19 protein-coding genes are annotated in these 21,897 nt (G+C 60.5%); 10 read left to right on the top strand and 9 right to left on the bottom strand.

All coding sequences use genetic code 11. The features are described 5' to 3' along the window. Window positions 1-32 precede the first annotated feature (32 nt). Entirely contained in the window at window positions 33-788 is a 756-nt protein-coding gene (gene moeB, locus MKS11_RS10915) for a molybdopterin-synthase adenylyltransferase MoeB (RefSeq protein ID WP_060656372.1), read from the bottom strand. Then, window positions 788-2,023 (bottom strand): molybdopterin molybdotransferase MoeA, encoded by a 1,236-nt coding sequence (moeA, locus tag MKS11_RS10910; RefSeq protein WP_064150411.1) that lies wholly within the window; start codon window positions 2,021-2,023, stop codon window positions 788-790. The genes moeB and moeA overlap by 1 nt, the downstream gene beginning before the upstream one ends. A 235-nt stretch (window positions 2,024-2,258) precedes the next feature. On the opposite strand from moeA, the gene iaaA reads away from it, so the two are divergent. From iaaA to gsiD, 5 genes are all read left to right on the top strand, one after another. Continuing rightward, complete coding sequence (gene iaaA / locus MKS11_RS10905) at window positions 2,259-3,200, top strand: beta-aspartyl-peptidase (protein ID WP_284109529.1); 942 nt, start codon at window positions 2,259-2,261, stop codon at window positions 3,198-3,200. A 17-nt stretch (window positions 3,201-3,217) separates the two neighbouring features. Beyond that, a complete protein-coding gene (gsiA, locus tag MKS11_RS10900; protein WP_064189335.1) occupies window positions 3,218-5,077 on the top strand; it encodes a glutathione ABC transporter ATP-binding protein GsiA in 1,860 nt (619 codons plus the stop codon). A gap of 32 nt (window positions 5,078-5,109) precedes the next feature. Beyond that, entirely contained in the window at window positions 5,110-6,651 is a 1,542-nt protein-coding gene (gene gsiB / locus MKS11_RS10895) for a glutathione ABC transporter substrate-binding protein GsiB (protein ID WP_032455764.1), read from the top strand. A gap of 72 nt (window positions 6,652-6,723) precedes the next feature. Beyond that, complete coding sequence (gene gsiC, locus MKS11_RS10890) at window positions 6,724-7,644, top strand: glutathione ABC transporter permease GsiC (RefSeq protein ID WP_004886274.1); 921 nt, start codon at window positions 6,724-6,726, stop codon at window positions 7,642-7,644. A gap of 1 nt (window position 7,645) precedes the next feature. Continuing rightward, window positions 7,646-8,557 carry a glutathione ABC transporter permease GsiD gene (gsiD, locus tag MKS11_RS10885; RefSeq protein ID WP_064189334.1) on the top strand — a complete coding sequence of 304 codons (912 nt, stop codon included), beginning with the start codon at window positions 7,646-7,648 and terminating at the stop codon, window positions 8,555-8,557. A gap of 530 nt (window positions 8,558-9,087) precedes the next feature. Here gsiD and rimO read toward each other — a convergent pair. Together rimO and MKS11_RS10875 are read right to left on the bottom strand one after the other, a co-directional pair. Next, the gene (gene rimO, locus MKS11_RS10880) at window positions 9,088-10,413 is read right to left on the bottom strand and encodes a 30S ribosomal protein S12 methylthiotransferase RimO (RefSeq protein ID WP_048294427.1); all 1,326 of its coding nucleotides are present in this window, start codon (window positions 10,411-10,413) and stop codon (window positions 9,088-9,090) included. Window positions 10,414-10,648: 235 nt separating this feature from the next. Beyond that, window positions 10,649-11,890 (bottom strand): oligosaccharide MFS transporter, encoded by a 1,242-nt coding sequence (locus MKS11_RS10875; protein WP_049092602.1) that lies wholly within the window; start codon window positions 11,888-11,890, stop codon window positions 10,649-10,651. A 377-nt stretch (window positions 11,891-12,267) separates the two neighbouring features. On the opposite strand from MKS11_RS10875, the gene bssR reads away from it, so the two are divergent. Then, window positions 12,268-12,651, top strand: a complete 384-nt coding sequence (gene bssR / locus MKS11_RS10870) for a biofilm formation regulator BssR (RefSeq protein ID WP_004201285.1) — start codon at window positions 12,268-12,270, stop codon at window positions 12,649-12,651. 115 nt (window positions 12,652-12,766) lie between these two features. Continuing rightward, the gene (locus tag MKS11_RS10865) at window positions 12,767-13,876 is read left to right on the top strand and encodes a PQQ-dependent sugar dehydrogenase (RefSeq protein WP_004201287.1); all 1,110 of its coding nucleotides are present in this window, start codon (window positions 12,767-12,769) and stop codon (window positions 13,874-13,876) included. 2 nt (window positions 13,877-13,878) lie between these two features. Here the strand turns inward: MKS11_RS10865 and MKS11_RS10860 are convergent, their stop codons facing one another. Further along, window positions 13,879-14,505 carry a glutathione S-transferase family protein gene (locus MKS11_RS10860; protein WP_087771572.1) on the bottom strand — a complete coding sequence of 209 codons (627 nt, stop codon included), beginning with the start codon at window positions 14,503-14,505 and terminating at the stop codon, window positions 13,879-13,881. Between the two features lie 255 nt (window positions 14,506-14,760). Here MKS11_RS10860 and dacC point away from each other — a divergent pair, with 255 nt between their 5' ends. After that, entirely contained in the window at window positions 14,761-15,963 is a 1,203-nt protein-coding gene (dacC, locus tag MKS11_RS10855; RefSeq protein WP_004201290.1) for a serine-type D-Ala-D-Ala carboxypeptidase, read from the top strand. A 53-nt stretch (window positions 15,964-16,016) separates the two neighbouring features. Here dacC and deoR read toward each other — a convergent pair whose 3' ends face one another. Both deoR and ybjG read right to left on the bottom strand, forming a co-directional pair. Then, window positions 16,017-16,775, bottom strand: a complete 759-nt coding sequence (gene deoR / locus MKS11_RS10850) for a DNA-binding transcriptional repressor DeoR (RefSeq protein ID WP_004151717.1) — start codon at window positions 16,773-16,775, stop codon at window positions 16,017-16,019. A gap of 102 nt (window positions 16,776-16,877) precedes the next feature. Next, on the bottom strand, window positions 16,878-17,471 hold the full coding sequence (gene ybjG / locus MKS11_RS10845; RefSeq protein ID WP_004201292.1) for an undecaprenyl-diphosphate phosphatase: 594 nt from the start codon (window positions 17,469-17,471) through the stop codon (window positions 16,878-16,880). Between the two features lie 326 nt (window positions 17,472-17,797). On the opposite strand from ybjG, the gene kdeA reads away from it, so the two are divergent. After that, window positions 17,798-19,030: a multidrug efflux MFS transporter KdeA gene (gene kdeA, locus MKS11_RS10840; RefSeq protein ID WP_004201293.1), complete on the top strand. Its 1,233-nt coding sequence runs from the start codon at window positions 17,798-17,800 to the stop codon at window positions 19,028-19,030. Between the two features lie 38 nt (window positions 19,031-19,068). On the opposite strand, the gene MKS11_RS10835 is transcribed toward kdeA, so the two are convergent. Together MKS11_RS10835 and MKS11_RS10830 are read right to left on the bottom strand one after the other, a co-directional pair. Continuing rightward, a complete protein-coding gene (locus MKS11_RS10835; protein WP_017900140.1) occupies window positions 19,069-19,881 on the bottom strand; it encodes a Cof-type HAD-IIB family hydrolase in 813 nt (270 codons plus the stop codon). Continuing rightward, entirely contained in the window at window positions 19,881-21,083 is a 1,203-nt protein-coding gene (locus MKS11_RS10830; RefSeq protein WP_017900139.1) for an MFS transporter, read from the bottom strand. Before MKS11_RS10830 ends, MKS11_RS10835 begins: the two co-directional genes overlap by 1 nt. Window positions 21,084-21,165: 82 nt before the next feature. On the opposite strand from MKS11_RS10830, the gene MKS11_RS10825 reads away from it, so the two are divergent. Next, window positions 21,166-21,729, top strand: a complete 564-nt coding sequence (locus MKS11_RS10825) for a TetR/AcrR family transcriptional regulator (RefSeq protein ID WP_023320041.1) — start codon at window positions 21,166-21,168, stop codon at window positions 21,727-21,729. The last annotated feature ends 168 nt before the right edge of the window (window positions 21,730-21,897 follow it).

Raw genomic sequence — 21,897 nt, 5'->3', positions numbered from 1 at the left:
ACCACCGGCGACTCTCGTCGCCGGTAGGGGGATTAGTGCGAGCCGCATACCTCGCACTGCGGGTGGCGCATCAGCTTCATTTCACGAAACTGGCAGGTCATGGCGTCGTACATCACGATTTTTCCGCTGGCGGGCGTGCCGTAGCCAGTCAGCAGCTTAATGGCCTCCATCGCCTGCAGAGAACCGATAGTGCCCACCAGCGGGGCCATCACGCCGGCTTCGACGCAGGTGAGGGCATTTTCGCCAAACAGGCGGCTCAGGCAGCGGTAGCAGGGTTCGCCCTGCTGATAGGTGAAGACGCTGATCTGCCCCTCCATGCGGATCGCCGCCCCGGAAACCAGCGGGGTTTGGTGGCGGAAGCAGCCGGCGTTGAGCTGGTTACGGATGGCGACGTTGTCAGTGCAGTCGAGCACCAGATCGTGCCCGGCAATCTGCGCCGCCAGCGCCGGTTCGTCCAGTAAGGCATTGAGCGGCACCAGATGAACGTGCGGATTAATGCGCGCCAGCGCCTCGCGGGCGGAATCCACCTTAGGCTGGCCGAGGGTGGCATCGCTGTGCAGCGTCTGGCGCTGCAGATTGGAGAGCGAGACGGTGTCGAAATCGAGCAGGGTGAGCTGCCCCACCCCGGCGGCGGCCAGATACTGCGCGGCGGCGCAGCCAAGCCCGCCGAGGCCGACCACCAGCACCCGAGCGGCCTTTAGCCGCTCCTGGCCGTCAAAATCAAAACCGCGCAAAACAATCTGCCGGTTATAGCGCAGCATCTCTTCATCGCTCAGCTCCACGGCCATTACAGCCCCCCAAACAGATGGCTGAACGGTTCGACGTCAACCCATTCGCCCGCTTCAACGTGGCCGCGCTCGCGCTCCAGCACGATAAAGCAGTTGCCGAGGCTGAAAGAGCTGAAAATGTGCGAGCCCTGATGGCCGGTGGTGGTCACCACCAGCTCGCCGTCCGGGTTGCGCTGCAGAATACCGCGTTGAAAATCGAGGCGGCCCGGCGACTTTTTCAGTCGTGTGGCGGCGCGTACCCGCAGGCGGGTTGCCTGAAGCGGGCCGTACTTGCCCGAGAGCTTCGCCAGCAGCGGCTGCACCAGCTGACAGAAGGTGACGGTGGCGGAAACCGGGTTGCCCGGTAGGCCGCAGAACCAGCTGCTGCTGAGCTTGCCGAAGGCGAAGGGTTTGCCCGGCTTGATCGCCAGCTTCCAGAAACCGATCTCCCCCAGCTCTTCAAGAATGGTTTTGGTGTAGTCGGCTTCGCCCACCGAGACGCCCCCGGAGCTGATAACCACGTCGGCCTGCTGGTCGGCGGCGATAAAGGCCTCACGCAGTTGCGCCGGATCGTCAGGAATAATGCCGAGATTAATGACCTCGCAGCCCAGCTGTTCGAGCATCAGATGCACCGCCAGACGGTTGGTATCGTAAATCTGGCCGTCGCCGAGCGGTTGACCCGGCAGCTGCAGCTCATCGCCGGTCGAGAAGACCGCGACGCGAATCTTGCGCACCACCTCGACGTCGGCAATGCCCAGCGAGGCCAGCACCGGCAGCTCGGCTACCGTCAGCGGCGTTCCCGCCGGGAAGACCACCGCGCCGTGGGCGATATCTTCTCCGCGGCGGCGAATATGCTGCCCGGCTTTCACCGGCGCGGTAAAGCGCACGCCGGCGTCGGTCTGTTCAGTCTCTTCCTGCATGACTACCGCGTCGCAGCCTGCAGGCACCGGCGCGCCGGTCATAATGCGGATACAGGTGCCGGTGGGCCAGGCGTCGTGAAACGGCTGGCCGGCGAAGGCCTTCCCGGCGACCGGCAGGGCCGCGCCGTCGCGAAGGTCGCTCAACCGGACGGCATAGCCATCCATCGCCGCGTTATCAAAGCCGGGGACATCCAGCGGGGAGATAATGTCATGGGCGGTAACGCGCGCGAAGGCCTGCAACAGCGGTACAGTTTCCGTGGCGCTCAGCGGCGTAATACGATCGAGCATCTGGGTGAGGGCTGTGTCGAGCGGCATCAGTCCGGCGGTAAAATCCATGGGTCACTCCTGCGGGCAAAACGGCGAAAACGCCTATTATGGCAGAAAAGCGGCGCGGGCTGTATGCCACCTGGGTACGAGGCTTTACATCGCCCGCCGCTCTTTCTATATTCAAAAATTGTATAAGACATTCAGCAATATAATGATATCAATACCCTTATTCCTGACGTGACCGGCGCCGCGACGCGCTACGACAGGGCGGGGGCTATCCACTTCATCGTTAAGGACTGGCGAAATGGGCAAGGCGGTTATAGCAATTCACGGCGGCGCAGGGGCGATTTCTCGCGCGCAGATGACGCCGGAGCGGGAGCGGGAGTACGTGGCGGCGCTGTCGGCTATCGTCGAAAGCGGACAGAAAATGTTGGCTGCGGGCGCCAGTGCGCTGGATGCCGTGACCGAGGCCGTCCGTCTGCTGGAGGAGTGTCCGCTGTTTAACGCCGGGATCGGCTCGGTATTTACCCACGATCAAACCCACGAACTGGACGCCTGCGTGATGGACGGCTACAGCCTGCAGGCGGGGGCGGTGGCCGGGGTCAAACATTTACGTAATCCGGTGCTGGCGGCGCGTCTGGTGCTGGAGAAGAGCCCGCACGTGCTGCTGATCGGTGAGGGGGCGGAAAATTTCGCCTTCTCCCACGGAATGGCGCGCGTCGATAACGATCTCTTTTCCACCCCCGAGCGCCTGCTGCAGCTGCAGGAGGCGAAAGCGGGTGGGGAGATCATCCTTGACCACCATGCCGCTCCGCTCGACGAACGCCAGAAAATGGGCACCGTCGGGGCGGTGGCGCTCGATCTGGCCGGCAATCTGGCGGCGGCGACCTCCACCGGCGGCATGACCAACAAACTGCCCGGACGCGTTGGCGACAGCCCGCTGCCGGGCGCGGGGTGCTACGCCAACAACGCCATCGTGGCGGTCTCCTGCACCGGCACCGGCGAAGTCTTTATGCGTACTCTGGCGGCCTACGATATCGCCGCCCTGATGGAGTACGGTCAGCTCAGTCTCTATTCTGCCTGCGAGCGGGTGGTGATGGAGAAGCTGCCGGCCCTCGGCGGCAGCGGCGGACTGATTGCCGTCGATCGCGAAGGCAACGTCGTTTTACCGTTTAACAGCGAAGGCATGTACCGCGCCTGGTGCTATGCCGGCGATACGCCGACCATTGGCATTTATCGCGAATAGAACAAGGGAGAGGGAGAGTGCCGCAAACTCACGAAACGGATACCTGCGAAGTACTGGTGGTGCGCAACCTGAACGTGGCGTTTCGCCAGCAGGATGCGCCAGAGGTGCAGGCCGTGCGTCAGCTTTCCTTCAGCCTGCGCCGCGGCGAGACGCTGGCGATTGTCGGGGAGTCTGGTTCGGGAAAATCGGTCACCGCTCTGGCGCTGATGCGTCTGCTTGACGCCGCCAGCAGCGAGGTGAGCAGCGAGGGGCTGTGGCTGCGACGGCGCAACCGGCAGGTGATCGCGCTCAATGAGCAATCGGAGGCCGAAATGCGCCGGGTACGCGGCGCGGACCTGGCGATGATTTTTCAGGAGCCGATGACTTCGCTGAACCCGGTGTTCACCATCGGCGAGCAGATCGCCGAATCCCTGCGTCTGCACCAGGGGCTGGGGCGCGAAGAGGCGCTGCGCGCGGCAAAAAAGATGCTCGACCAGGTGCGTATTCCCCAGGCGGAAGAGATGCTCTCACGCTATCCGCACCAGCTCTCCGGCGGCATGCGCCAGCGGGTGATGATCGCCATGGCGCTCTCCTGTCGGCCGGCGGTGCTGATTGCCGACGAGCCGACCACGGCGCTGGATGTCACCATCCAGGCGCAAATTTTGCAACTTATCGCCGTCCTGCAAAAGGAGATGGCGATGGGGGTAATCTTTATCACCCATGACATGGGGGTGGTGGCCGATATCGCCGATCGGGTGCTGGTCATGTATCGCGGCGAGGCGGTGGAGACCGGCAGCGTCGAGGAGATTTTCCGTTCACCGCAGCACCCTTATACGCAGTCCCTGCTGGCGGCGGTCCCCCGGCTGGGTGAGATGCGCGGTCGGGATCTGCCGCGCCGCTTTCCGCTGCCGGGGCAGCCGCTGGCGGAGACAGAAACGCCAGACACGGTGGTGGCGGGGGAGCCGATTCTGCAGGTGCGCGATCTGGTGGCCCGTTTCCCGGTGCGCGGCGGGCTGCTCAATCGCGTGACGCGCGAAGTGCATGCGGTGGAGAAGGTGAGTTTTGATCTCTGGCCGGGAGAGACCCTCTCTCTGGTGGGGGAGTCCGGCTGCGGCAAGTCGACCACCGGCCGGGCGCTGCTGAGGCTGGTTGAGACTCAGGGTGGCACCATTACCTTCGACGGTCAGCGGATCGATACCCTCTCCGGCAGCAAGCTGCAGTCCCTGCGGCGCAATATTCAGTTTATTTTTCAGGATCCTTACGCCTCGCTCGATCCGCGCCAGACGGTCGGCGATTCGATTATGGAGCCGCTGCGGGTGCATGGCCTGCTGGACAGGGAGGCGGCGCGCGAGCGGGTCGCCTGGCTGCTGAAGCGCGTGGGGCTGCAGTCGGAGCATGCCTGGCGCTACCCCCACGCCTTTTCCGGCGGCCAGCGGCAGCGGATCTGCATTGCCCGCGCGCTGGCGCTGAATCCGAAGGTGGTGATTGCCGATGAGTCGGTGTCGGCCCTGGATGTCTCCATTCGTGCGCAGATTATCAATCTGATGCTCGACCTGCAGCGCGAGATGGGCATCGCGTTTCTGTTTATTTCCCATGATATGGCGGTGGTGGAGCGCATCAGCCACCGCGTGGCGGTGATGTATCGCGGCCGGATTGTCGAAATCGGCCCGCGCGGCGCAGTGTTTGAAAACCCGCAGCACCCCTATACCCGTAAGCTCATGGCTGCCGTACCGGTGGCCGACCCGGCCTACCGTCATCCGCAGCGGGTCCTGCTGTCTGATGACGTCCCGGGCAATATCTATAAGCGGGGCGAGGAGATCGCCAGCCCGCCATTGCAGCAAGTTGGGCCGGGCCACTTCGTCGCCCGCGACGCCGCCGACGTGCTGGGCAGAACATAACAACACATAACGCACCTTTTCAGGAGAACACGATGACACAACCTGTTTCACGCAAATGGTGGCTGGCGCTGAGTATCGCGGCGGCCCTGGCGAGCGCCCCCGCTTTTGCTGCCAAAGATGTAGTGGTGGCGGTCGGGTCTAACTTCACGACGCTCGACCCCTATGATGCTAACGATACTCTGTCGCAGGCGGTGGCGAAGTCCTTTTATCAAGGCCTGTTCGGCCTTGATAAAGAGATGAAGCTGCAAAATGTCCTTGCCGAGAGCTACACCGTGTCGCCGGATGGCCTGGTGTACACCATCAAGCTGCACAGCGGGGTGAAATTCCAGGATGGCACCGACTTTAACGCCGAGGCGGTCAAGGCTAACCTCGACCGCGCCAGCAACCCGGAAAACCATCTCAAGCGCTATAACCTGTATAAAAATATCGCCAGCACCGAGGCGGTTGATCCGACCACGGTGAAAATCATCCTTAAACAGCCGTTCTCGGCGTTTATTAATATTCTCGCCCATCCGGCGACAGCGATGATTTCGCCGACGGCGCTGAAAAAATATGGCAAGGATATCGGCTTCCACCCGGTGGGCACCGGGCCGTATAAGCTCGATACCTGGAACCAGACCGATTTCGTGAAGGTCAGCAAGTTCGATGGCTACTGGCAGCCGGGGCTGCCGAAGCTGGATTCCATTACCTGGCGACCGGTGGTCGATAACAATACCCGGGCGGCGATGCTGCAGACCGGCGAGGCGCAGTTTGCCTTCCCGATCCCCTATGAGCAGGCGCCGCTGCTGGCGAAAAACAGCAAACTGGAGCTGGTGGCCAGTCCGTCGATCATGCAGCGTTACATCAGCATGAACGTGACGCAGAAACCGTTCGATAATCCGAAGGTGCGCGAAGCGATCAACTACGCCATCAACCGCCAGGCGCTGGTCAAGGTGGCGTTTGCCGGCTATGCCACCCCGGCGACCGGCGTGGTGCCGCCATCGATTGCCTACGCTCAGAGCTACCCCGCGTGGCCTTACGATCCGGCGAAAGCGCGCCAGCTGCTAAAAGAGGCCGGCTACCCCAACGGGTTTAGCACTACGCTGTGGTCGTCACATAACCACAGCACCGCGCAGAAAGTGCTGCAGTTTACCCAGCAGCAGTTGGCGCAGGTGGGCATAAAGGCGCAGGTGACGGCGATGGACGCCGGTCAGCGGGCGGCGGAAGTGGAAGGTAAAGGGCAGAAAGAGAGCGGGGTACGGATGTTCTATACCGGCTGGTCCGCCTCCACTGGCGAAGCCGACTGGGCGCTGTCGCCTCTGTTTGCTTCCCAAAACTGGCCGCCGACCCTGTTTAACACCGCTTTTTACAGCAACCCGCAGGTTGATAGCGCGCTGAGCGAGGCGCTGAAAACCACCGATCCGCAAGAGAAAACCAAACTCTACAAAGCGGCGCAGGATATTATCTGGAAAGAGTCGCCGTGGGTGCCGCTGGTGGTGGAGAAACTGGTCTCCGCCCACAGCAAGAACCTCACCGGCTTTTATATCCAGCCGGACACCGGCTTCAGCTTCGAACAGGCAGATTTAACACCGTGAAGGTCGAGATGATGCCCTCCGGCGCTAGTGGGCGGAGGGCGGTTTTTCCGCGGGGCGGGTTGTGGAGGTACGATGCTCAACTATGTGATTAAGCGCCTGCTGGGGCTGATCCCCACCCTGCTAATCGTCGCGGTGCTGGTGTTTCTCTTCGTCCATATGCTGCCCGGCGACCCGGCGCGGCTGATTGCCGGACCAGAGGCCGATGCCCAGGTGGTGGCGATGGTGCGCCAGCAGCTGGGGCTTGACCAGCCGCTGCACGTCCAGTTCTGGCACTACATCACCAACGTGCTGCGCGGCGATTTTGGCATGTCCATGGCCTCGCGGCGTCCCGTTGCCAGTGAGATAGCCAGCCGCTTTATGCCCACCCTGTGGCTGACGCTGGCCAGCATGAGCTGGGCGGTGCTGTTTGGCATGGCGGCGGGGATCGCGGCGGCGGTGTGGCGCAATCGCTGGCCTGACCGTCTGGGAATGGCGCTGGCGGTGAGCGGTATTTCGTTTCCGGCCTTTGCCCTCGGCATGCTGCTGATGCAGGTGTTTTCGGTTGAGCTGGGCTGGCTGCCGACGGTGGGCGCCGACAGCTGGCGGCACTATATTTTGCCGTCGCTGACCCTCGGCGCGGCGGTGGCGGCGGTGATGGCGCGCTTTACCCGCGCGTCGTTCGTCGATGTGCTGCATGAAGACTATATGCGTACCGCCCGGGCGAAAGGGGTGAGCGAAACGCGGGTGGTGCTCAAGCATGGTCTGCGCAATGCGATGATCCCGGTGGTCACCATGATGGGGCTGCAGTTCGGTTTCCTGCTCGGCGGCTCGATCGTCGTGGAGAAGGTCTTCAACTGGCCCGGGCTGGGGCGACTGCTGGTCGATTCGGTAGAAATGCGCGATTACCCGGTGATTCAGGCGGAAGTGCTGCTCTTTTCGCTGGAGTTTATTCTTATCAATTTAGTGGTGGATGTGCTGTACGCGGCCATAAACCCGGCTATCAGGTATAAGTAAGGTGCGATTGCTTAACTGGAGAAGGCAGGCGGCGCTGAACGCCATGCCGGGCATCAGGCCCGGCGAAATCCATACCCCCTGGCATGAGTTCTGGCGGCGCTTTCGGCGTCAGCCGGTGGCCATGGGCGCCGGTATTTTCGTGCTGTTGCTGATTGCGGTGGCCATCGTCGCCCCATGGATAGCGCCGTACGATGCGGAAAATTATTTCGACTACGACCGGCTTAACGAGGGGCCTTCGCTGGTGCACTGGTTCGGTGTCGACTCTTTGGGGCGCGATATTTTCAGCCGGGTGCTGGTGGGGGCGCAGATCTCGCTGGCCGCCGGGGTGCTGGCGGTGCTGATTGGCGCGGCCATCGGCACGGTGCTTGGGCTGCTGGCCGGCTACTATGAGGGCTGGTGGGACCGGCTGATTATGCGTCTGTGCGACGTGCTGTTCGCCTTTCCGGGGATCCTGCTGGCGATCGCGGTGGTCGCCGTCATGGGCAGCGGGATGGCCAACGTGATTATCGCCGTGGCGATCTTCTCGGTCCCGGCTTTCGCCCGGCTGGTGCGGGGCAACACCCTGGTATTAAAGCAGCAGACCTTTATTGAATCGGCGCGCAGCATTGGCGCCAGCGATGCCACCATCCTCTTCCACCACATCCTGCCGGGGACGGTGTCGTCGATCGTGGTTTATTTCACCATGCGCATTGGGGTATCGATTATTTCGGCGGCCAGTCTGTCGTTTCTCGGTCTCGGCGCGCAGCCGCCCACGCCGGAGTGGGGCGCGATGCTCAACGAGGCGCGGGCGGATATGGTGATGTCCCCGCACGTGGCGCTGTTTCCGGCGGTGGCGATTTTCGTGACCGTGCTGGCGTTTAATCTGCTGGGGGATGGCCTGCGCGATGCGCTGGATCCGAAGTTAAAGGGGTAGGGTGAGGGAAAGCACCGCCGTGCGGTGCTTTATATTATTTGTGGCTTCAGCGCACATTGCGCTCCCGGTTAATCTTCTGCGTTATGTCTCTCATAGCGCAGGGAGCGCACAGGGGGCGGCCAGTCGCCGCCGCCCCTGTACCCCGGGCTCCGGCCAGCAACATCGCCACTGCGTGGTGCCTTCGACTTATCCCTGCAGGCTGCGGGTCGGGCCGAGGCAGCGTCCGTGCAAAACACGGCCCTCAGCCCGCATCCATGTTGGCTGCCCCGGCCTTCCGGGAACGTCTCAGCGATGTTGAGGCCGCCAGCCCCGGCAGTTTCAGCAACAATGGTGAATAAATTAACGACAGGTCGTACGAACGTAGGCCGGGTAAGCGTAGCGCCACCCGGCAAAATAACGGCGCAACAGGGTTGCCTGGAAGGTCATCAACGCTTGCCCGGCAGCGCTGCGCTTGCGCGGGCCTGGGGGGGAGCCTACGGGAGGACCCCGTAGGCCGGGGAATGCGCTAAGCCGCTATCCGGGAAGCTGGACTAGACCCGGGTTCCCCACAGGTCGTATTCGTCGGCGTGCTCGACTTTCACCCGCACCACGTCACCCGGCTTGACGCCGGTTTCGCCGTTCAGGTAGACCGCGCCGTCGATTTCCGGGGCGTCGGCCATGCTGCGGCCAATGGCGCCTTCTTCATCAACTTCATCCACCAGCACCAGGATTTCGCGACCCACTTTTTCCTGCAGACGCTCGGCAGAGATCTGCTGCTGCAGCTGCATAAAGCGGTTCCAGCGCTCCTCTTTCACCTCTTCCGGCACCTGGTCCGCCAGCTCATTGGCGGTGGCGCCTTCAACCGGGCTGTACTTGAAGCAGCCGACGCGGTCGAGACGCGCCTCTTTCAGGAAGTCGAGCAGCATCTGGAAATCTTCTTCCGTTTCCCCCGGGAAGCCCACGATAAAGGTGGAGCGCAGGGTCAGATCCGGGCAGATTTCACGCCACTGCTTGATGCGCGCCAACTGACGGTCAGCGGAACCTGGACGCTTCATCAGCTTCAGGATGCGCGGGCTGGCGTGCTGCAGCGGAATATCGAGGTACGGCAGAATTTTGCCTTCTGCCATCAGCGGGATCACATCGTCAACGTGCGGGTACGGGTAGACATAGTGCAGGCGCACCCAGATGCCGAGCTTCGCCAGCTCTTCGCACAGGCTGACCATGCTGGTCTTCACCGGCATACCGTTGTGGAAACCAGTGCGGTGCTTGACGTCGACGCCGTAGGCGGAGGTGTCCTGCGAAATCACCAGCAGCTCTTTCACGCCAGCGTCAGCGAGGCGTTTGGCTTCCGCCAGCACTTCGCCAATCGGACGGCTCACCAGGTCGCCGCGCATGGACGGAATAATGCAGAAGGTGCAGCGATGGTTGCAGCCTTCAGAAATTTTTAAGTAGGCGTAGTGGCGCGGCGTCAGCTTAACGCCCTGTTCCGGCACCAGGCTCAGGAACGGGTTGTGCTTCGGCTTTGGCGTATAGTGGTGGACGTGCTCCAGCACCTGCTCATAGCTGTGCGGACCGGTGATCTCCAGCACCTTCGGGTGCACTTCACGGATCTGATCCTCTTTTGCGCCGAGACAGCCGGTGACGATCACCTTGCCGTTCTCTTTCAACGCTTCGCCGATCGCTTCCAGCGATTCCTGCACAGCGCTGTCGATAAAGCCGCAGGTATTAACGATCACCATATCGGCGTTGTCGTAGGTAGGGACGACGTCATAACCTTCGGTGCGCAGTTCGGTCAGGATACGCTCTGAGTCCACGAGGTTTTTCGGGCAGCCCAGGGAGACGAAGCCGATTTTCGGCTGGTGCGTGACATTGCTCATAGCTTAAAAAGTGTTCAATTATTGGAATGGTCAGGGCAGGAATTCTACAGATCTTTGCGAAAAAGAGTATAGCTCCGTCACGGTTAATGGTGAAAAAGCGCACCCAGCCCTGCCTTTCATGCCCCTGCCGCTAAAGCGGATCCCGCACGCCCCGGAGCAGAGGGGCGGGAAACGCTTCCGGCAAGCCGTGCGCGCAGGCGGCGATTCACGCCCAGCGTTGCTGCCGGGCAGAGACTTATTGCGCCGGGGTGACGGCTCCGGAGGGGGCGGCGCCGGGCTTTTTCGGCTCGCGCTTATCCTGCAGCGTGAAGACAGAGATCAAAGTAAAGAGCCCGGCGATGCCGCCGAGGATCAGATAGGTGTCGGCGAAGCCAATGGTATCGTACAGATAGCCAGCCAGCGGGGAGTAAATGGCGGTGGCGATCGAGGCGACAAACAGCACCAGTAAATAGACTGTCGAAGAGAGCTTGTGGTCGAAGTTGGCGGCGATGAATTTAAAGACCGACACCAGAATTAACGGTTTCTCCAGGGCATGCATCATTTTTACTGCGCCAATCCACACCGGGCCAAGAGGCACCGCCGAACCAACAATACGTACCGACATGATCAGCCCGGCAATGATCAGCGCCCACTTGGCGCCGGTCCGGTTAACAAACCACGGCATCAGGCATAAGAACAGCGTTTCGCCGCACACCTGAATGGAGGCGAGGATACCATACCAGCGGTTGCCTTCCTCCGGCGTCGGGAACTGTTGCGAGAAGTACTGGGCAAACTGCTGATCGTAGGTGTCATAAATCTGCGTGACGAACAGGGTAAAGAGCAGCAGCATCCAGAACTGACCATTCTTCGCCAGCTCGAGGGCATGGGAGACCTTCAGCGATTCGCTTCGCGCCACATCAGCGTCGGTTAATTCAATTTTGGTCAGCATAAAGCAGACGGCGGCGATGACGATGGCGAGGCTGGCGAGCCAGAAGGCCAGATTAGGATTGCTGTCGATATATTTACCCACAATCCAGGCCGCCGCTGCCCAGCCTAACGAGCCCCACATCCGCACCCGACCGTATTCGAACTGGTAGCGACGGGAAATCTTATCGATGTAAGAGTCGATCACCCCGCAGCCGGAGTTAAAGATGATCCCCAGATAGATCCCCCCCAGCAGCGCGCCGAACCAGAAATTGTGCACCAGCAGCGGCGCGTAAACATAGATAAAGAAGGGGCCCACCGGCAGGAGCAGGGCGACCAGCAGCCAGATAAGCCGTTTTTTCAGGCCGAACTTGTCGGAGATAAAGCCGAAGAAAGGTTGCATCAGCAGGGCGATAAAGGCGTTGACCGAGTAGAGCAGGCCGGTCTTCGTGGCGCTGATGCCAAGATGCTGGGTGGTCCAAATGACAAAGAAAGCCATGGTCGACGACCAGGCGAACAGGTAGAGGAAATCGAATAGACTCAACAGAAGGTAGTTTCTTTTACCGGGCGTCATGGTTCAGTTCCTTGCAAACGGGCAGAGAGATTATCAGCGAACCGCGGCCGCGGTCGCTGTTTTTATTAAATGTTATACGTATTACATTAATGATTTGTTATGGCATTCTGTCTTACGATCGTGCAATAGCGTCTGCGATATAATGTGATCATTGCAGCACTATTTTGGCCACTTAATGGCGATTATGGCGATTTTGTTTCTTTGCGAAATTAAATGTGATCGTGTGACATTATTTTTGTTATAGACCTGACAAAGCGGCAAGGTTGTCAAATTGTAAAGGGTGTTAAAGTCTTGGGAATAATTGACCTGGCGCATCATTTTGTACAAAAAATAACCGTATTATGGATAGGGTAAAGGACGACAGAGGAGGAACCGTGATGACCGTTGACAGACTATACCGCCACCTTTTGCAGAAGCTCATTAACGCCAATATCGATATTGACGCCTATCTGCAGCTGCGGAAGGCCAAAGGCTACATGTCAGTCAGCGAAAATGACCATCTGCGTGAAAACTTGTTTGAGCTTTGCCGTGAAATGCGTGCCCAGGCGCCGCGCCTGCAGCATGTCATTTCACCGGAGGAAAAGGATGCCCTTCGTTTGGCCGGCGAGTCCGTCGCCGCCGCTGCAGTATGCCTGATGAGCGGGCATCATGATTGTCCGCTGTACATCGCTGTTAACGTAGAGAAGCTAGAACGCTGTCTGACAGGATTGACTTCAAATATTCATAAATTGAATAAATTGTCGCCAATTCCTCATGCCTGATCGGCTGAAACCCAGGGGAAGTGGATGCTTCCCCTGTTAAAGGTTATGTAAAAATCCCCGCGCAAATTTCCCCGCTGGCTACCCTTTAGCGCAGAGCTGACGAAAGGAGAATGCCATGCGTCCGATCCCGCTGCTGTTGCTATTGAGCGCCCTGTCGCTGCCGGCCCTGAGCCAGGCCGCGGCGCGGGTGGAGGTATTGCAGAACCGGCTGGCCCATCCGTGGAGCCTGGCATTTCTCCCCGGCGACCAGGGCATGTTGATCACCCTGCGTGGCGGCGAGCTCAAGCGCTGGCAACCGGGTAAAGGCCTGTCGGCGCCGATAGCCGGCGTGCCGCAGGTGTGGGCCAACGGCCAGGGGGGCTTACTGGACGTGGCGCTGGCCCCGGATTTCGCGCAGTCGCGGCGGGTGTGGCTAAGCTATGCGGAAAGCGACGCCAGCGGCAAAGCGGGCACCGCGGTGGGCTACGGGCAGTTGAGCCAGGATGCCACCCAACTGACGAATTTCACCGTGGTGTTTCGCCAGCAGCCGAAACTCTCCGTCGGCAATCATTTTGGCGGCCGGCTGGTGTTTGACGGCAAAGGGCATCTCTTTATTGGCCTCGGGGAGAACAATCAGCGTCCCACCGCTCAGGATCTCGACAAGCTGCAGGGAAAAGTGGTCCGCCTGACGGAGAACGGGGGTGTGCCGCCGGATAATCCCTTTGTTGGCCGGGCCGACGTGAGGCCGGAGATCTGGGCCTACGGCATCCGCAACCCGCAGGGAATGGCGATAAATCCGTGGAGCGGGGCGCTGTGGCTGAACGAGCACGGCCCGCGCGGCGGGGATGAAATTAATATCCCGCAGGCGGGAAAAAACTACGGCTGGCCGCTGGCGACGCACGGCATTAACTACAGCGGCCTGCCCATTCCGGAGGCCAGGGGCAAAACGGTTCCGGGAACCGAGCCTCCCCTGTATGTCTGGCCGGTCTCACCCGGGGTAAGCGGGATGGCCTTCTACGCGGCGCAGACCTTTCCCCAGTGGCAACATAAGCTGTTTATCGGCGCGCTGAAGGAGACGTCGCTGATTGTTCTGGCGGTGGACGGCAACCAGGTCCGCGAGGAGGGGCGCCTGCTGGAGGCGCGCGGGAAACGCATCCGCGACGTTCGCGTGGGACCCGACGGCTATCTGTATGTGTTAACCGACGAGTCTAACGGCGAGCTATTGCGGCTGAGTCCGGAGAAGTAGCGTCAGGTGACCGGGATCTGCACCACTTCGCGCCAGGCGGGACGCTGGCTAATTTGCTGATACCAGCGCTGCAGATGGGGCCGCGGTTGCCAGCTGTCGAGGATCGACAACAGGTTGTAGACGAAGGGGGCGACGGCAATATCGCCAAGGCCGAACTGCTCGCCAGAGAGCCACGGCATTTTGGCCAGTTCGTCATCCAGCATGGCGAATAGCGCTTCGCAGGCGCTGATCCCCGCGGCTATGGCCGCCGGGTCGCGTTGCTCCGGCGGCGTCCTCACCAGGCCCATTAACACCGGGCGATGGGCGGGAGAGAGGGTGCCGTTGGACCAGTCCATCCACTTTTCGCCTTGCGCGCGCTGCGCCGGCGCGGCCAGCCACAGACGGTCAACGCCATACTGGGCGGCAAGGTAGCGAATAATCGTATTTGATTCCCACAACACCACCCAGGTGGCATCGTCCTTTAACAGCGGCACCAGCCCGTTGGGGTTCATCGCCAGATATTCCGGGTCATGATTGAGACCAAACTCCAGCCCGGCGAGGATCTGCTCATACGGAAGATCCAGCTCCTCCAGCACCCAGCGCACTTTCTTCACGTTGGTCGAATTATTACGTCCCCACAGTGTAATCATTTTCGCTCCTGAGTTTGTTTCACTGCCGTTGCAGCGCGATCGGCGATCATGTTGGGATAAAGTTAATATTTAGGCAATCACGATCAAAAAAATTGTTCTGATTAAAGCACGGCGGCATGTTATTGCGTAAACTTTAAAAACTTTACCAACTCGCTGTTTCTTTAAGGTCATTTGTACGCTTTACTCACCGGTTGCTGCGGCGCGGTCAGAGTGGCGCGGCATATTTTGTTTGGAAAGGATACTTGGGTGGCTCTTATGATGCATGACGCTTTTTCCCTTCGCGGCCTCGCGGCAGGTTGCGCGCTGTTATTTCTTGTCGCACCTGCGGTGCAGGCTGCAGAACAACTCCCCGACGCCCCTTCGATTGACGCTCGCGCCTGGATCCTGATGGACTACGCCAGCGGGAAGGTGCTGAGCGAAGGCAATGCCGATGAAAAACTCGACCCGGCCAGTCTGACGAAGATCATGACCAGCTACGTGGTGGGGCAGGCGATAAAAGCGGGAAAAATTAAACTGACCGATATGGTGACCGTCGGGCGCGATGCCTGGGCGACCGGCAACCCGGCGCTGCGCGGCTCATCGGTGATGTTCCTCAAGCCCGGCATGCAGGTTTCCGTGGAAGATCTGAACAAAGGGGTCATCATTCAGTCCGGTAACGACGCCAGCATTGCCATTGCGGACTACGTGGCGGGCAGCCAGGACGCTTTCGTCAGCCTGATGAACGGCTACGCCAAAAAAATGGGGCTGACCAACACCACCTTTATGACCGTTCACGGCCTTGATGCGCCGGGGCAGTTCAGTACCGCTCGCGATATGGCGTTGTTGACCAAAGCGATGATCCACGATGTACCGGAAGAGTACGCGGTACATAAAGAGAAAGAGTTCACCTTTAATAAAATTCGTCAGCCAAACCGTAACCGTCTGCTGTGGAGCACCAACCTCAACGCCGATGGCGTGAAAACCGGGACCACCGCCGGGGCCGGCTATAACCTGGTTTCTTCGGCCACGCAGGGCGATATGCGTCTGATTGCCGTGGTGCTGGGGACCAAAACCGACCGCATTCGTTTTAACGAGTCAGAAAAACTGCTGACCTGGGGCTTCCGCTTCTATGAAACCGTGACGCCGATTAAACCGGATGCCACCTTCGTCACTCAGCGCGTGTGGTTTGGCGACAGCAGCGAAGCGAAACTGGGGGCTGGCGAAGCGGGCTCTATCACCCTGCCGAAGGGGCAGCTGAAAAACCTGAAAGCCAGCTACACCTTAAACCAGCCGCAGCTTACCGCGCCGCTGGAGAAGGGGCAGGTGGTCGGGACTATCGACTTTAAGCTGAATGATAAAACCATCGAGCAGCGCCCGCTGATCGTCATGGAGCCGGTGAAAGAGGGCGGCTTCTTCAGCCGGATGATCGACTTCGTACTGATGAAACTGCACGGCTGGTTCGGCAGCTGGTTCTCCTGATGCCATGACCGCGCCCGGCGGGGCGCGGTCAGTTACGCTTCTATAGTGACGCTTCAATACAGCAGGGAGATCTGCTGTGCCTTCGCCAGCGCCACCAGCTCATCATCCGGGCAGATATCGCTGGCGATCACGTCAAACTTCGCTAACGCCCCCATGCGCGCCGGACGCACTTTGCCAAACTTGCTGTGGTCTACCACCAGCACGTGGTAGCGCGCGTGTCGCATCGCCCAGTGCTTGACCGGCAGTTCCTCCAGGTTATAGCAGGTTGCCCCTTGCTCGCAGTCAATGCCCGCCGCCGAGTAAAAGGCGATGTCAGGGCTCAGATGGCTGAGGGTATCCTCAAGGCTCAGCGGCATAAAAATCGCGTTGCTGGCATGAAATTCCCCACCGCACAGGACCGCGCGGCACTGGGGCTTTTCCTGCAGGGCCAGAAAGGTGTTCAGGGAGTAGCAGACGCCAGTGAAGGGCAGGGCGTCGTCAATGGCGTCGATGATCCACGGGGTGGTGGTTCCGCAGTCGAAGAAGGCCATCTGATGGGCCTCCAGCAGCGCGGCCGCATGGCGGGCGGCGCGGCGTTTTTCCTCGACCAGCCGGGTTTTTTGGTCGCTGAGCAGGTAATGGGTGGCGCTGCGCGGCTCCAGCACAATGTATCCGCCGAGCAGCACGACCGGACCGCTGTGGCCGTTGAGGTCGCGACGAATGGTCATTTCCGACACCCCGAGCAGGGAGGCCGCTTCTTTCAGATGCAGCTTATCGCTGCGCTTGAGTGCCTGAATGAGCTGACTGATGCGTTCGTCACGGCGAGTTTCCATATTCCCTCTGCGCTAAAATCGCCCTGCGGAGGCAGGGCGTTAGCGGGATTTTACCTGTCGCTTGCGGGTTAGTCACGCGGTCGCCGCCACGACGGTCGGCGTTTAGCCGCGCACCCAGCCTTTGCGGATCGGCAGGGAGAAGCAGAGGCGATAGAGGCGCTGCAGCTGACGGTACAGCGCCGAGCCGACAGTATGCCAGATTAGCGCCGCGCCAAGGCAGCCGCACATCCCGGCCAGCAGGCCGCCGACCATGTCCAGCGGCCAGTGGACGCCGAGATAGACGCGGGACCACGCGATGGCGGCGGCAAGGGCCATCAGCAGGGCGCCGGACCAGACGCGGTGCCAGAACAGGAAGGCCAGGGCAAAGGTAAAGCTGACGGTGCCGTGGTCGCTGGGGAAGGAATCGTCCGCCGCGTGGTGCAGGAAGTTATAGCCCACGCCAGCGACAAACGGCCGATCGTGCGGATAGAGGTGGCCGATCGCCCATGAGACGGTCAGGCTGATGCTCAGCGCCAGCATCAGCTTAAACACCATCTGCCGCTGGGCAGGCCCCCACAGCCACAAGGTCACCACCAGCAGGGGCACGATCAGAATCAGATCTTTAGCGATGAAAATCGCCACCTCAATGGCCCACTGCGGCGAGGCCGGGGTCGCGTTGAGCAGGGCGAACAGCGCGTAGTTAATATTTTCCAGCATAGACTTCCAGGCTCGTTGGTCCGATAGCAAATAAGCCGCTTACCCTAAATAAAAGCGGTGCGGAGATAAAGCAGCATTGTCTTAAATATCAGGTTGTTAAGAAATGTCGCCTTCTGAGGTGCGGCGCTAACCCCCTGAAAAGCGTCAGTATATCCTTTGTCACATGGCTGAAACATAAACGGAATATATACGCAGAGTGAATTGCTAAGGCGAGCCCTGACGCTGGCGCGCAACTCGCAATATTGTGCGGTGTCACCCACAATTCACTATCTCCGCGCCGGGAGTTTCATTACACTTTGCGCGATTTTTGATAGATAAGAGATTTCATGCAAAATTATTCGCTTTCAGGTCGCCGCCTCGGAAGGCAGGCGCTGCTGTTCCCGCTATGTCTGGTGCTGTACGAGTTTTCCACCTATATCGGCAACGATATGATCCAGCCGGGTATGCTGGCCGTGGTTCAGGAGTTTCAGGTGGGCAACGAGTGGGTACCCACCTCGATGACCGCTTATCTGGCCGGCGGCATGTTTCTACAGTGGCTGCTGGGGCCGCTGTCGGACCGTATTGGCCGCCGTCCGGTGATGTTGACCGGGGTGGTGTGGTTTATCGTCACCTGCCTGGCGACGCTGCTGGCGCAGACCATTGAACAGTTCACCCTGCTGCGCTTCCTGCAGGGGATCAGCCTGTGTTTTATCGGCGCGGTCGGCTACGCGGCGATCCAGGAGTCCTTTGAGGAGGCGGTGTGTATTAAAATCACCGCCCTGATGGCCAACGTGGCGCTGATTGCCCCGCTGCTGGGGCCGCTGGTGGGCGCCGCCTGGGTGCATATCCTGCCGTGGGAGATGATGTTCGTGCTGTTCGCCGTGCTGGCGGCTATCTCGTTTGTCGGCCTGCAGCGGGCGATGCCGGAAACCGCGACGCGACTGGGTGAAAAGCTGTCGGTCAAAGAGCTGGGCCGCGACTATCGGCTGGTGCTAAAGAACCTGCGCTTCGTCGCCGGCGCGCTGGCTACCGGCTTTGTCAGCCTGCCGCTGCTGGCGTGGATCGCCCAGTCGCCGGTGATTATTATCAGCGGCGAACAGGCGACAAGCTATGAGTATGGCATGCTGCAGGTGCCGATTTTCGGCGCGCTGATTGCCGGCAACCTGGTGCTGGCGCGCCTGACTTCGCGCCGTACCGTGCGCTCGCTGATTATCATGGGCGGCTGGCCGATCGTGTTTGGCCTGCTCCTCTCCGCGGCGGCGACGGTGGTCTCTTCCCACGCCTATCTGTGGATGACCGCCGGTCTGAGCTTCTACGCCTTCGGGATTGGCCTGGCGAACGCCGGCCTGGTGCGCTTAACCCTGTTCGCCAGCGAGATGAGCAAAGGCACGGTTTCGGCGGCGATGGGGATGCTGCAGATGCTGATCTTCACCGTCGGCATCGAGCTCAGCAAACATGCTTACGAGCTCGGCGGCAACGGGCTGTTCAGCCTGTTTAACCTGTTGGGCGGGGTACTGTGGCTGGGGCTGATGATCTACTTCCTGAAAGATAAAAGCGTCGGCAATTCGCAGCAGGGATAACCGGTTGAAAACCCGGATGCGCTCGCATCCGGGTCTTATCAGGCGAATGGCGCTTCGCGATCCAATACCTTATCGATAATCTGCAGAACACCCTCTTCGTTATTGTGCGGCGCGTGATAGCGGGCGACGGCTTTGACGTCTTCCCGGGCGTTGGCCATGGCGAAGCCAAATCCGGCGTGCTGCAGCATTTCGATATCGTTGCCGCTGTCGCCGAACGCCACCACCTCGTGATCTTCAATACCCCAGCGCTGTTGCAAAATACGCAGGCCGTTGGCTTTGTGCACCCCCGGGATAATTAAGTCGATGCTACCGTAGCCGGTGGCTACCGCGGTCACCATGTCCCCCAGCGCCGCGTGCAGCTTCGGCTGAATCTCCGGGATCAGGCGGTCCGGCACGTTGAGACCAAATTTGAGGATGGTGTCATCGAGATGGTTAAAATCATCCACCAGTTCAAGGCGGTGATAATACTTCGCCGCCACCGTCTTCAGCGCGTCGTTGTAGCGGTTGAGGGTGTAGGCGCTGCGCTTCCCGCAGGCGATGATTTCGATATTCGGCAGCGTCTGCAGATGGTCGACCACGGCGTTGAAATGGTGAACCGGCAGCTGGCAGTTGAAGACGTCTTCATTGTCGCTCACCACCCAGCCGCCGTTTTCCGCCACGAAGGCGATCTGGTGGGCGATCTCCGGGAAGAAGGAGATCAGCTGGTAGTACTGGTTGCCGCTGGCGACCACGAAGCGAATGTTTTGCTCGCGCATCCGCTGATACTGGGCGAGGAAGCGCGGCCGGTTGTAAGTTTTGGCATCGCTTAAAAAGGTGCCGTCCATATCCACCGCAATCAGTTTGATGCTCATTAGCTGTTCTCCATAACGGGTTCAGACTGTGGCTTAGCCACCGCGCGGGCGACCAGCGCCGCCACCATCACCAGGCCCAGCACCACCATCATGGCGCTGCGCAGGCCGAAATGCTCGCCGAGGAAGCCCAGCAGCGGCGGCCCGACGAGGAAAGCAAGATACCCGGTAATCGCCACCACGCTGACGCGCTTAGGGGCATCCGGACCGGTATCGCTGGCGGCGGAGATGGTCAACGGGAAGCCGAGCGAGGCGCCAATGCCCCACAGCAGCACCGAAATGCCCGCCACCCAGGGGTTGTCGACGAAGATAATCAGGCCAATGCCCAGAGCGCCCATCACCGCGCTGCCACGAACCACCGTCACCCGGCTGTAGCGATCGATAAACCAGCCGCCGGTAAAGCGGCCCAGCGTCATGCCGAGGGTGAAGCCGGCATAGATCAGCGAGCCGGAGGTGGGGCTAAAGCCGTGGCCGTCCACCATCAGCAGCGGCAGCCAGTCATTGGCTGAGCCTTCGGCGAAGGCCATCGCCAGGACGATAACCCCGATAAGCAGCAGCTGCGCATCGCGCCATACCGGCAGACCTTTCGCCTCGCCGTGGGCGGCTTCGGCGGCATTTTTACCGGTACCCTCCGGAATGGCACGGATAGCAATGGCGATGGGCAGGATGGCCACCAGCGCGGCCGCCAGGATATGCGGGGCGGCGGGAAGGCCGAACCCGGTCACCGCCATGCCCACCCCGGCGCCGAACAGGGTGCCAAAGCTGTAGAAGCCGTGCATCATCGGCAGCACCGTTTTATTCATCTCCCGCTCAACCGCCGCGCCTTCGACGTTAATGGCGACCTCTGCCGAGCCAAAGCTGGCGCCAAAGATGGCCAGACCGAAGGCGAACAGCGGGGCGGAGGCAAGCCACAGCGCCAGGCTGAGCACCAGCATGCCGAGTACGGCGAAGGACATGGTGGTGCGGATGACCTTGCGGGTGCCAAAGCGCTTCACCAGCCACGCCGAGCAGAGAATACCGCTCATCGACCCCACCGACAGGCCAAACAGCACGACGCCCATCTCTGCGGTAGAAAGCGCCAGCAGATCGCGGATCGCCGGCGTGCGGGTGGCCCAGGAGGCCATTAATAAGCCAGGGATGAAAAAGAACATAAACAGCGCCCACAGTCGAAGCTGGAGCGCTCTGCGCGAAGATTGCGTCGTCATCCGTAAACGCCTTAAAGGAGAAGAATGAAGACAACAGTAGCAAGCATGTGTACATTTGTACATAAACCGGAAGAGGAAAATCATGGCCCGTAGACCGAACGATCCGCAGCGCCGCGAGCGCATCCTGCAGGCGACGCTGGACACCATCGCGGCGCACGGCGTCCATGCGGTGACGCACCGTAAAATCGCCACCTGCGCGAATGTGCCGCTGGGGTCGCTGACCTACTATTTCAGCGGCATCGAGGCGCTGATCGAGGAGGCGTTCAGCCTGTTTACCGCCGAGATGTCGGCGCAGTATCAGCAAAGCTTCGCCGGGGTAGCGAACCGGCAACAAGCCTGCGATGCCATCGCGGAGCTGATCTTCAGCGCCCAGGTGACCACGGCGCGCAATATGGAGCTGATGTACCAGCTGTATGCGTTCTGTAGCAGCCAGCCAGCGCTGAAGGCGGTGATGCAGAACTGGATGCGGCGCAGCCAGCAGACGCTGGAGCAGTGGTTTGCCCCTGACACCGCCCGCGGCCTCGACGCCTTTATTGAAGGGATGACCCTGCACTTTGTCACCGACCGCGCGCCGCTGTCGAAGGCGGCGATCCGCATGATGGTCGGGCAGCTGGCGGGGGAGAGGGCGCAGGAAGAGGAGTGCTGAGGCGGCGTTTCACCCGGAATGGCTAAACGCAGGCAACAAAAAACCCATCAACCTTGAACCGAAGTGGCGGGGTTGATGGGCTCCACAAAATGGGGACATCAAAGAAAAGCAGTGGCATTACTTATGACTGATGCCCTGAGAAAAAGTTCTACCTGTGGCGGCTTTTTT

Source organism: Klebsiella sp. K5-45 (assembly GCF_030128605.1).
Lineage (GTDB): Bacteria > Pseudomonadota > Gammaproteobacteria > Enterobacterales > Enterobacteriaceae > Klebsiella > Klebsiella quasipneumoniae.
Note: the sequence above shows the minus strand (reverse complement) of the source record. Positions and strands in the feature narration are given on the sequence as shown.

Excerpts from the sequence above, each read along its gene's own strand:
- moeB (WP_060656372.1), bottom strand. The coding sequence starts at position 788 with ATGGCCGTGGAGCTGAGCGATGAAGAGATGCTGCGCTATAACCGGCAG.
- moeA (WP_064150411.1), bottom strand. The coding sequence starts at position 2,023 with ATGGATTTTACCGCCGGACTGATGCCGCTCGACACAGCCCTCACCCAG.
- iaaA (WP_284109529.1), top strand. The coding sequence starts at position 2,259 with ATGGGCAAGGCGGTTATAGCAATTCACGGCGGCGCAGGGGCGATTTCT.
- gsiB (WP_032455764.1), top strand. The coding sequence starts at position 5,110 with ATGACACAACCTGTTTCACGCAAATGGTGGCTGGCGCTGAGTATCGCG.
- gsiC (WP_004886274.1), top strand. The coding sequence starts at position 6,724 with ATGCTCAACTATGTGATTAAGCGCCTGCTGGGGCTGATCCCCACCCTG.
- rimO (WP_048294427.1), bottom strand. The coding sequence starts at position 10,413 with ATGAGCAATGTCACGCACCAGCCGAAAATCGGCTTCGTCTCCCTGGGC.
- MKS11_RS10875 (WP_049092602.1), bottom strand. The coding sequence starts at position 11,890 with ATGACGCCCGGTAAAAGAAACTACCTTCTGTTGAGTCTATTCGATTTC.
- bssR (WP_004201285.1), top strand. The coding sequence starts at position 12,268 with ATGACCGTTGACAGACTATACCGCCACCTTTTGCAGAAGCTCATTAAC.
- MKS11_RS10865 (WP_004201287.1), top strand. The coding sequence starts at position 12,767 with ATGCGTCCGATCCCGCTGCTGTTGCTATTGAGCGCCCTGTCGCTGCCG.
- MKS11_RS10860 (WP_087771572.1), bottom strand. The coding sequence starts at position 14,505 with ATGATTACACTGTGGGGACGTAATAATTCGACCAACGTGAAGAAAGTG.
- dacC (WP_004201290.1), top strand. The coding sequence starts at position 14,761 with ATGATGCATGACGCTTTTTCCCTTCGCGGCCTCGCGGCAGGTTGCGCG.
- deoR (WP_004151717.1), bottom strand. The coding sequence starts at position 16,775 with ATGGAAACTCGCCGTGACGAACGCATCAGTCAGCTCATTCAGGCACTC.
- ybjG (WP_004201292.1), bottom strand. The coding sequence starts at position 17,471 with ATGCTGGAAAATATTAACTACGCGCTGTTCGCCCTGCTCAACGCGACC.
- kdeA (WP_004201293.1), top strand. The coding sequence starts at position 17,798 with ATGCAAAATTATTCGCTTTCAGGTCGCCGCCTCGGAAGGCAGGCGCTG.
- MKS11_RS10835 (WP_017900140.1), bottom strand. The coding sequence starts at position 19,881 with ATGAGCATCAAACTGATTGCGGTGGATATGGACGGCACCTTTTTAAGC.
- MKS11_RS10830 (WP_017900139.1), bottom strand. The coding sequence starts at position 21,083 with ATGACGACGCAATCTTCGCGCAGAGCGCTCCAGCTTCGACTGTGGGCG.
- MKS11_RS10825 (WP_023320041.1), top strand. The coding sequence starts at position 21,166 with ATGGCCCGTAGACCGAACGATCCGCAGCGCCGCGAGCGCATCCTGCAG.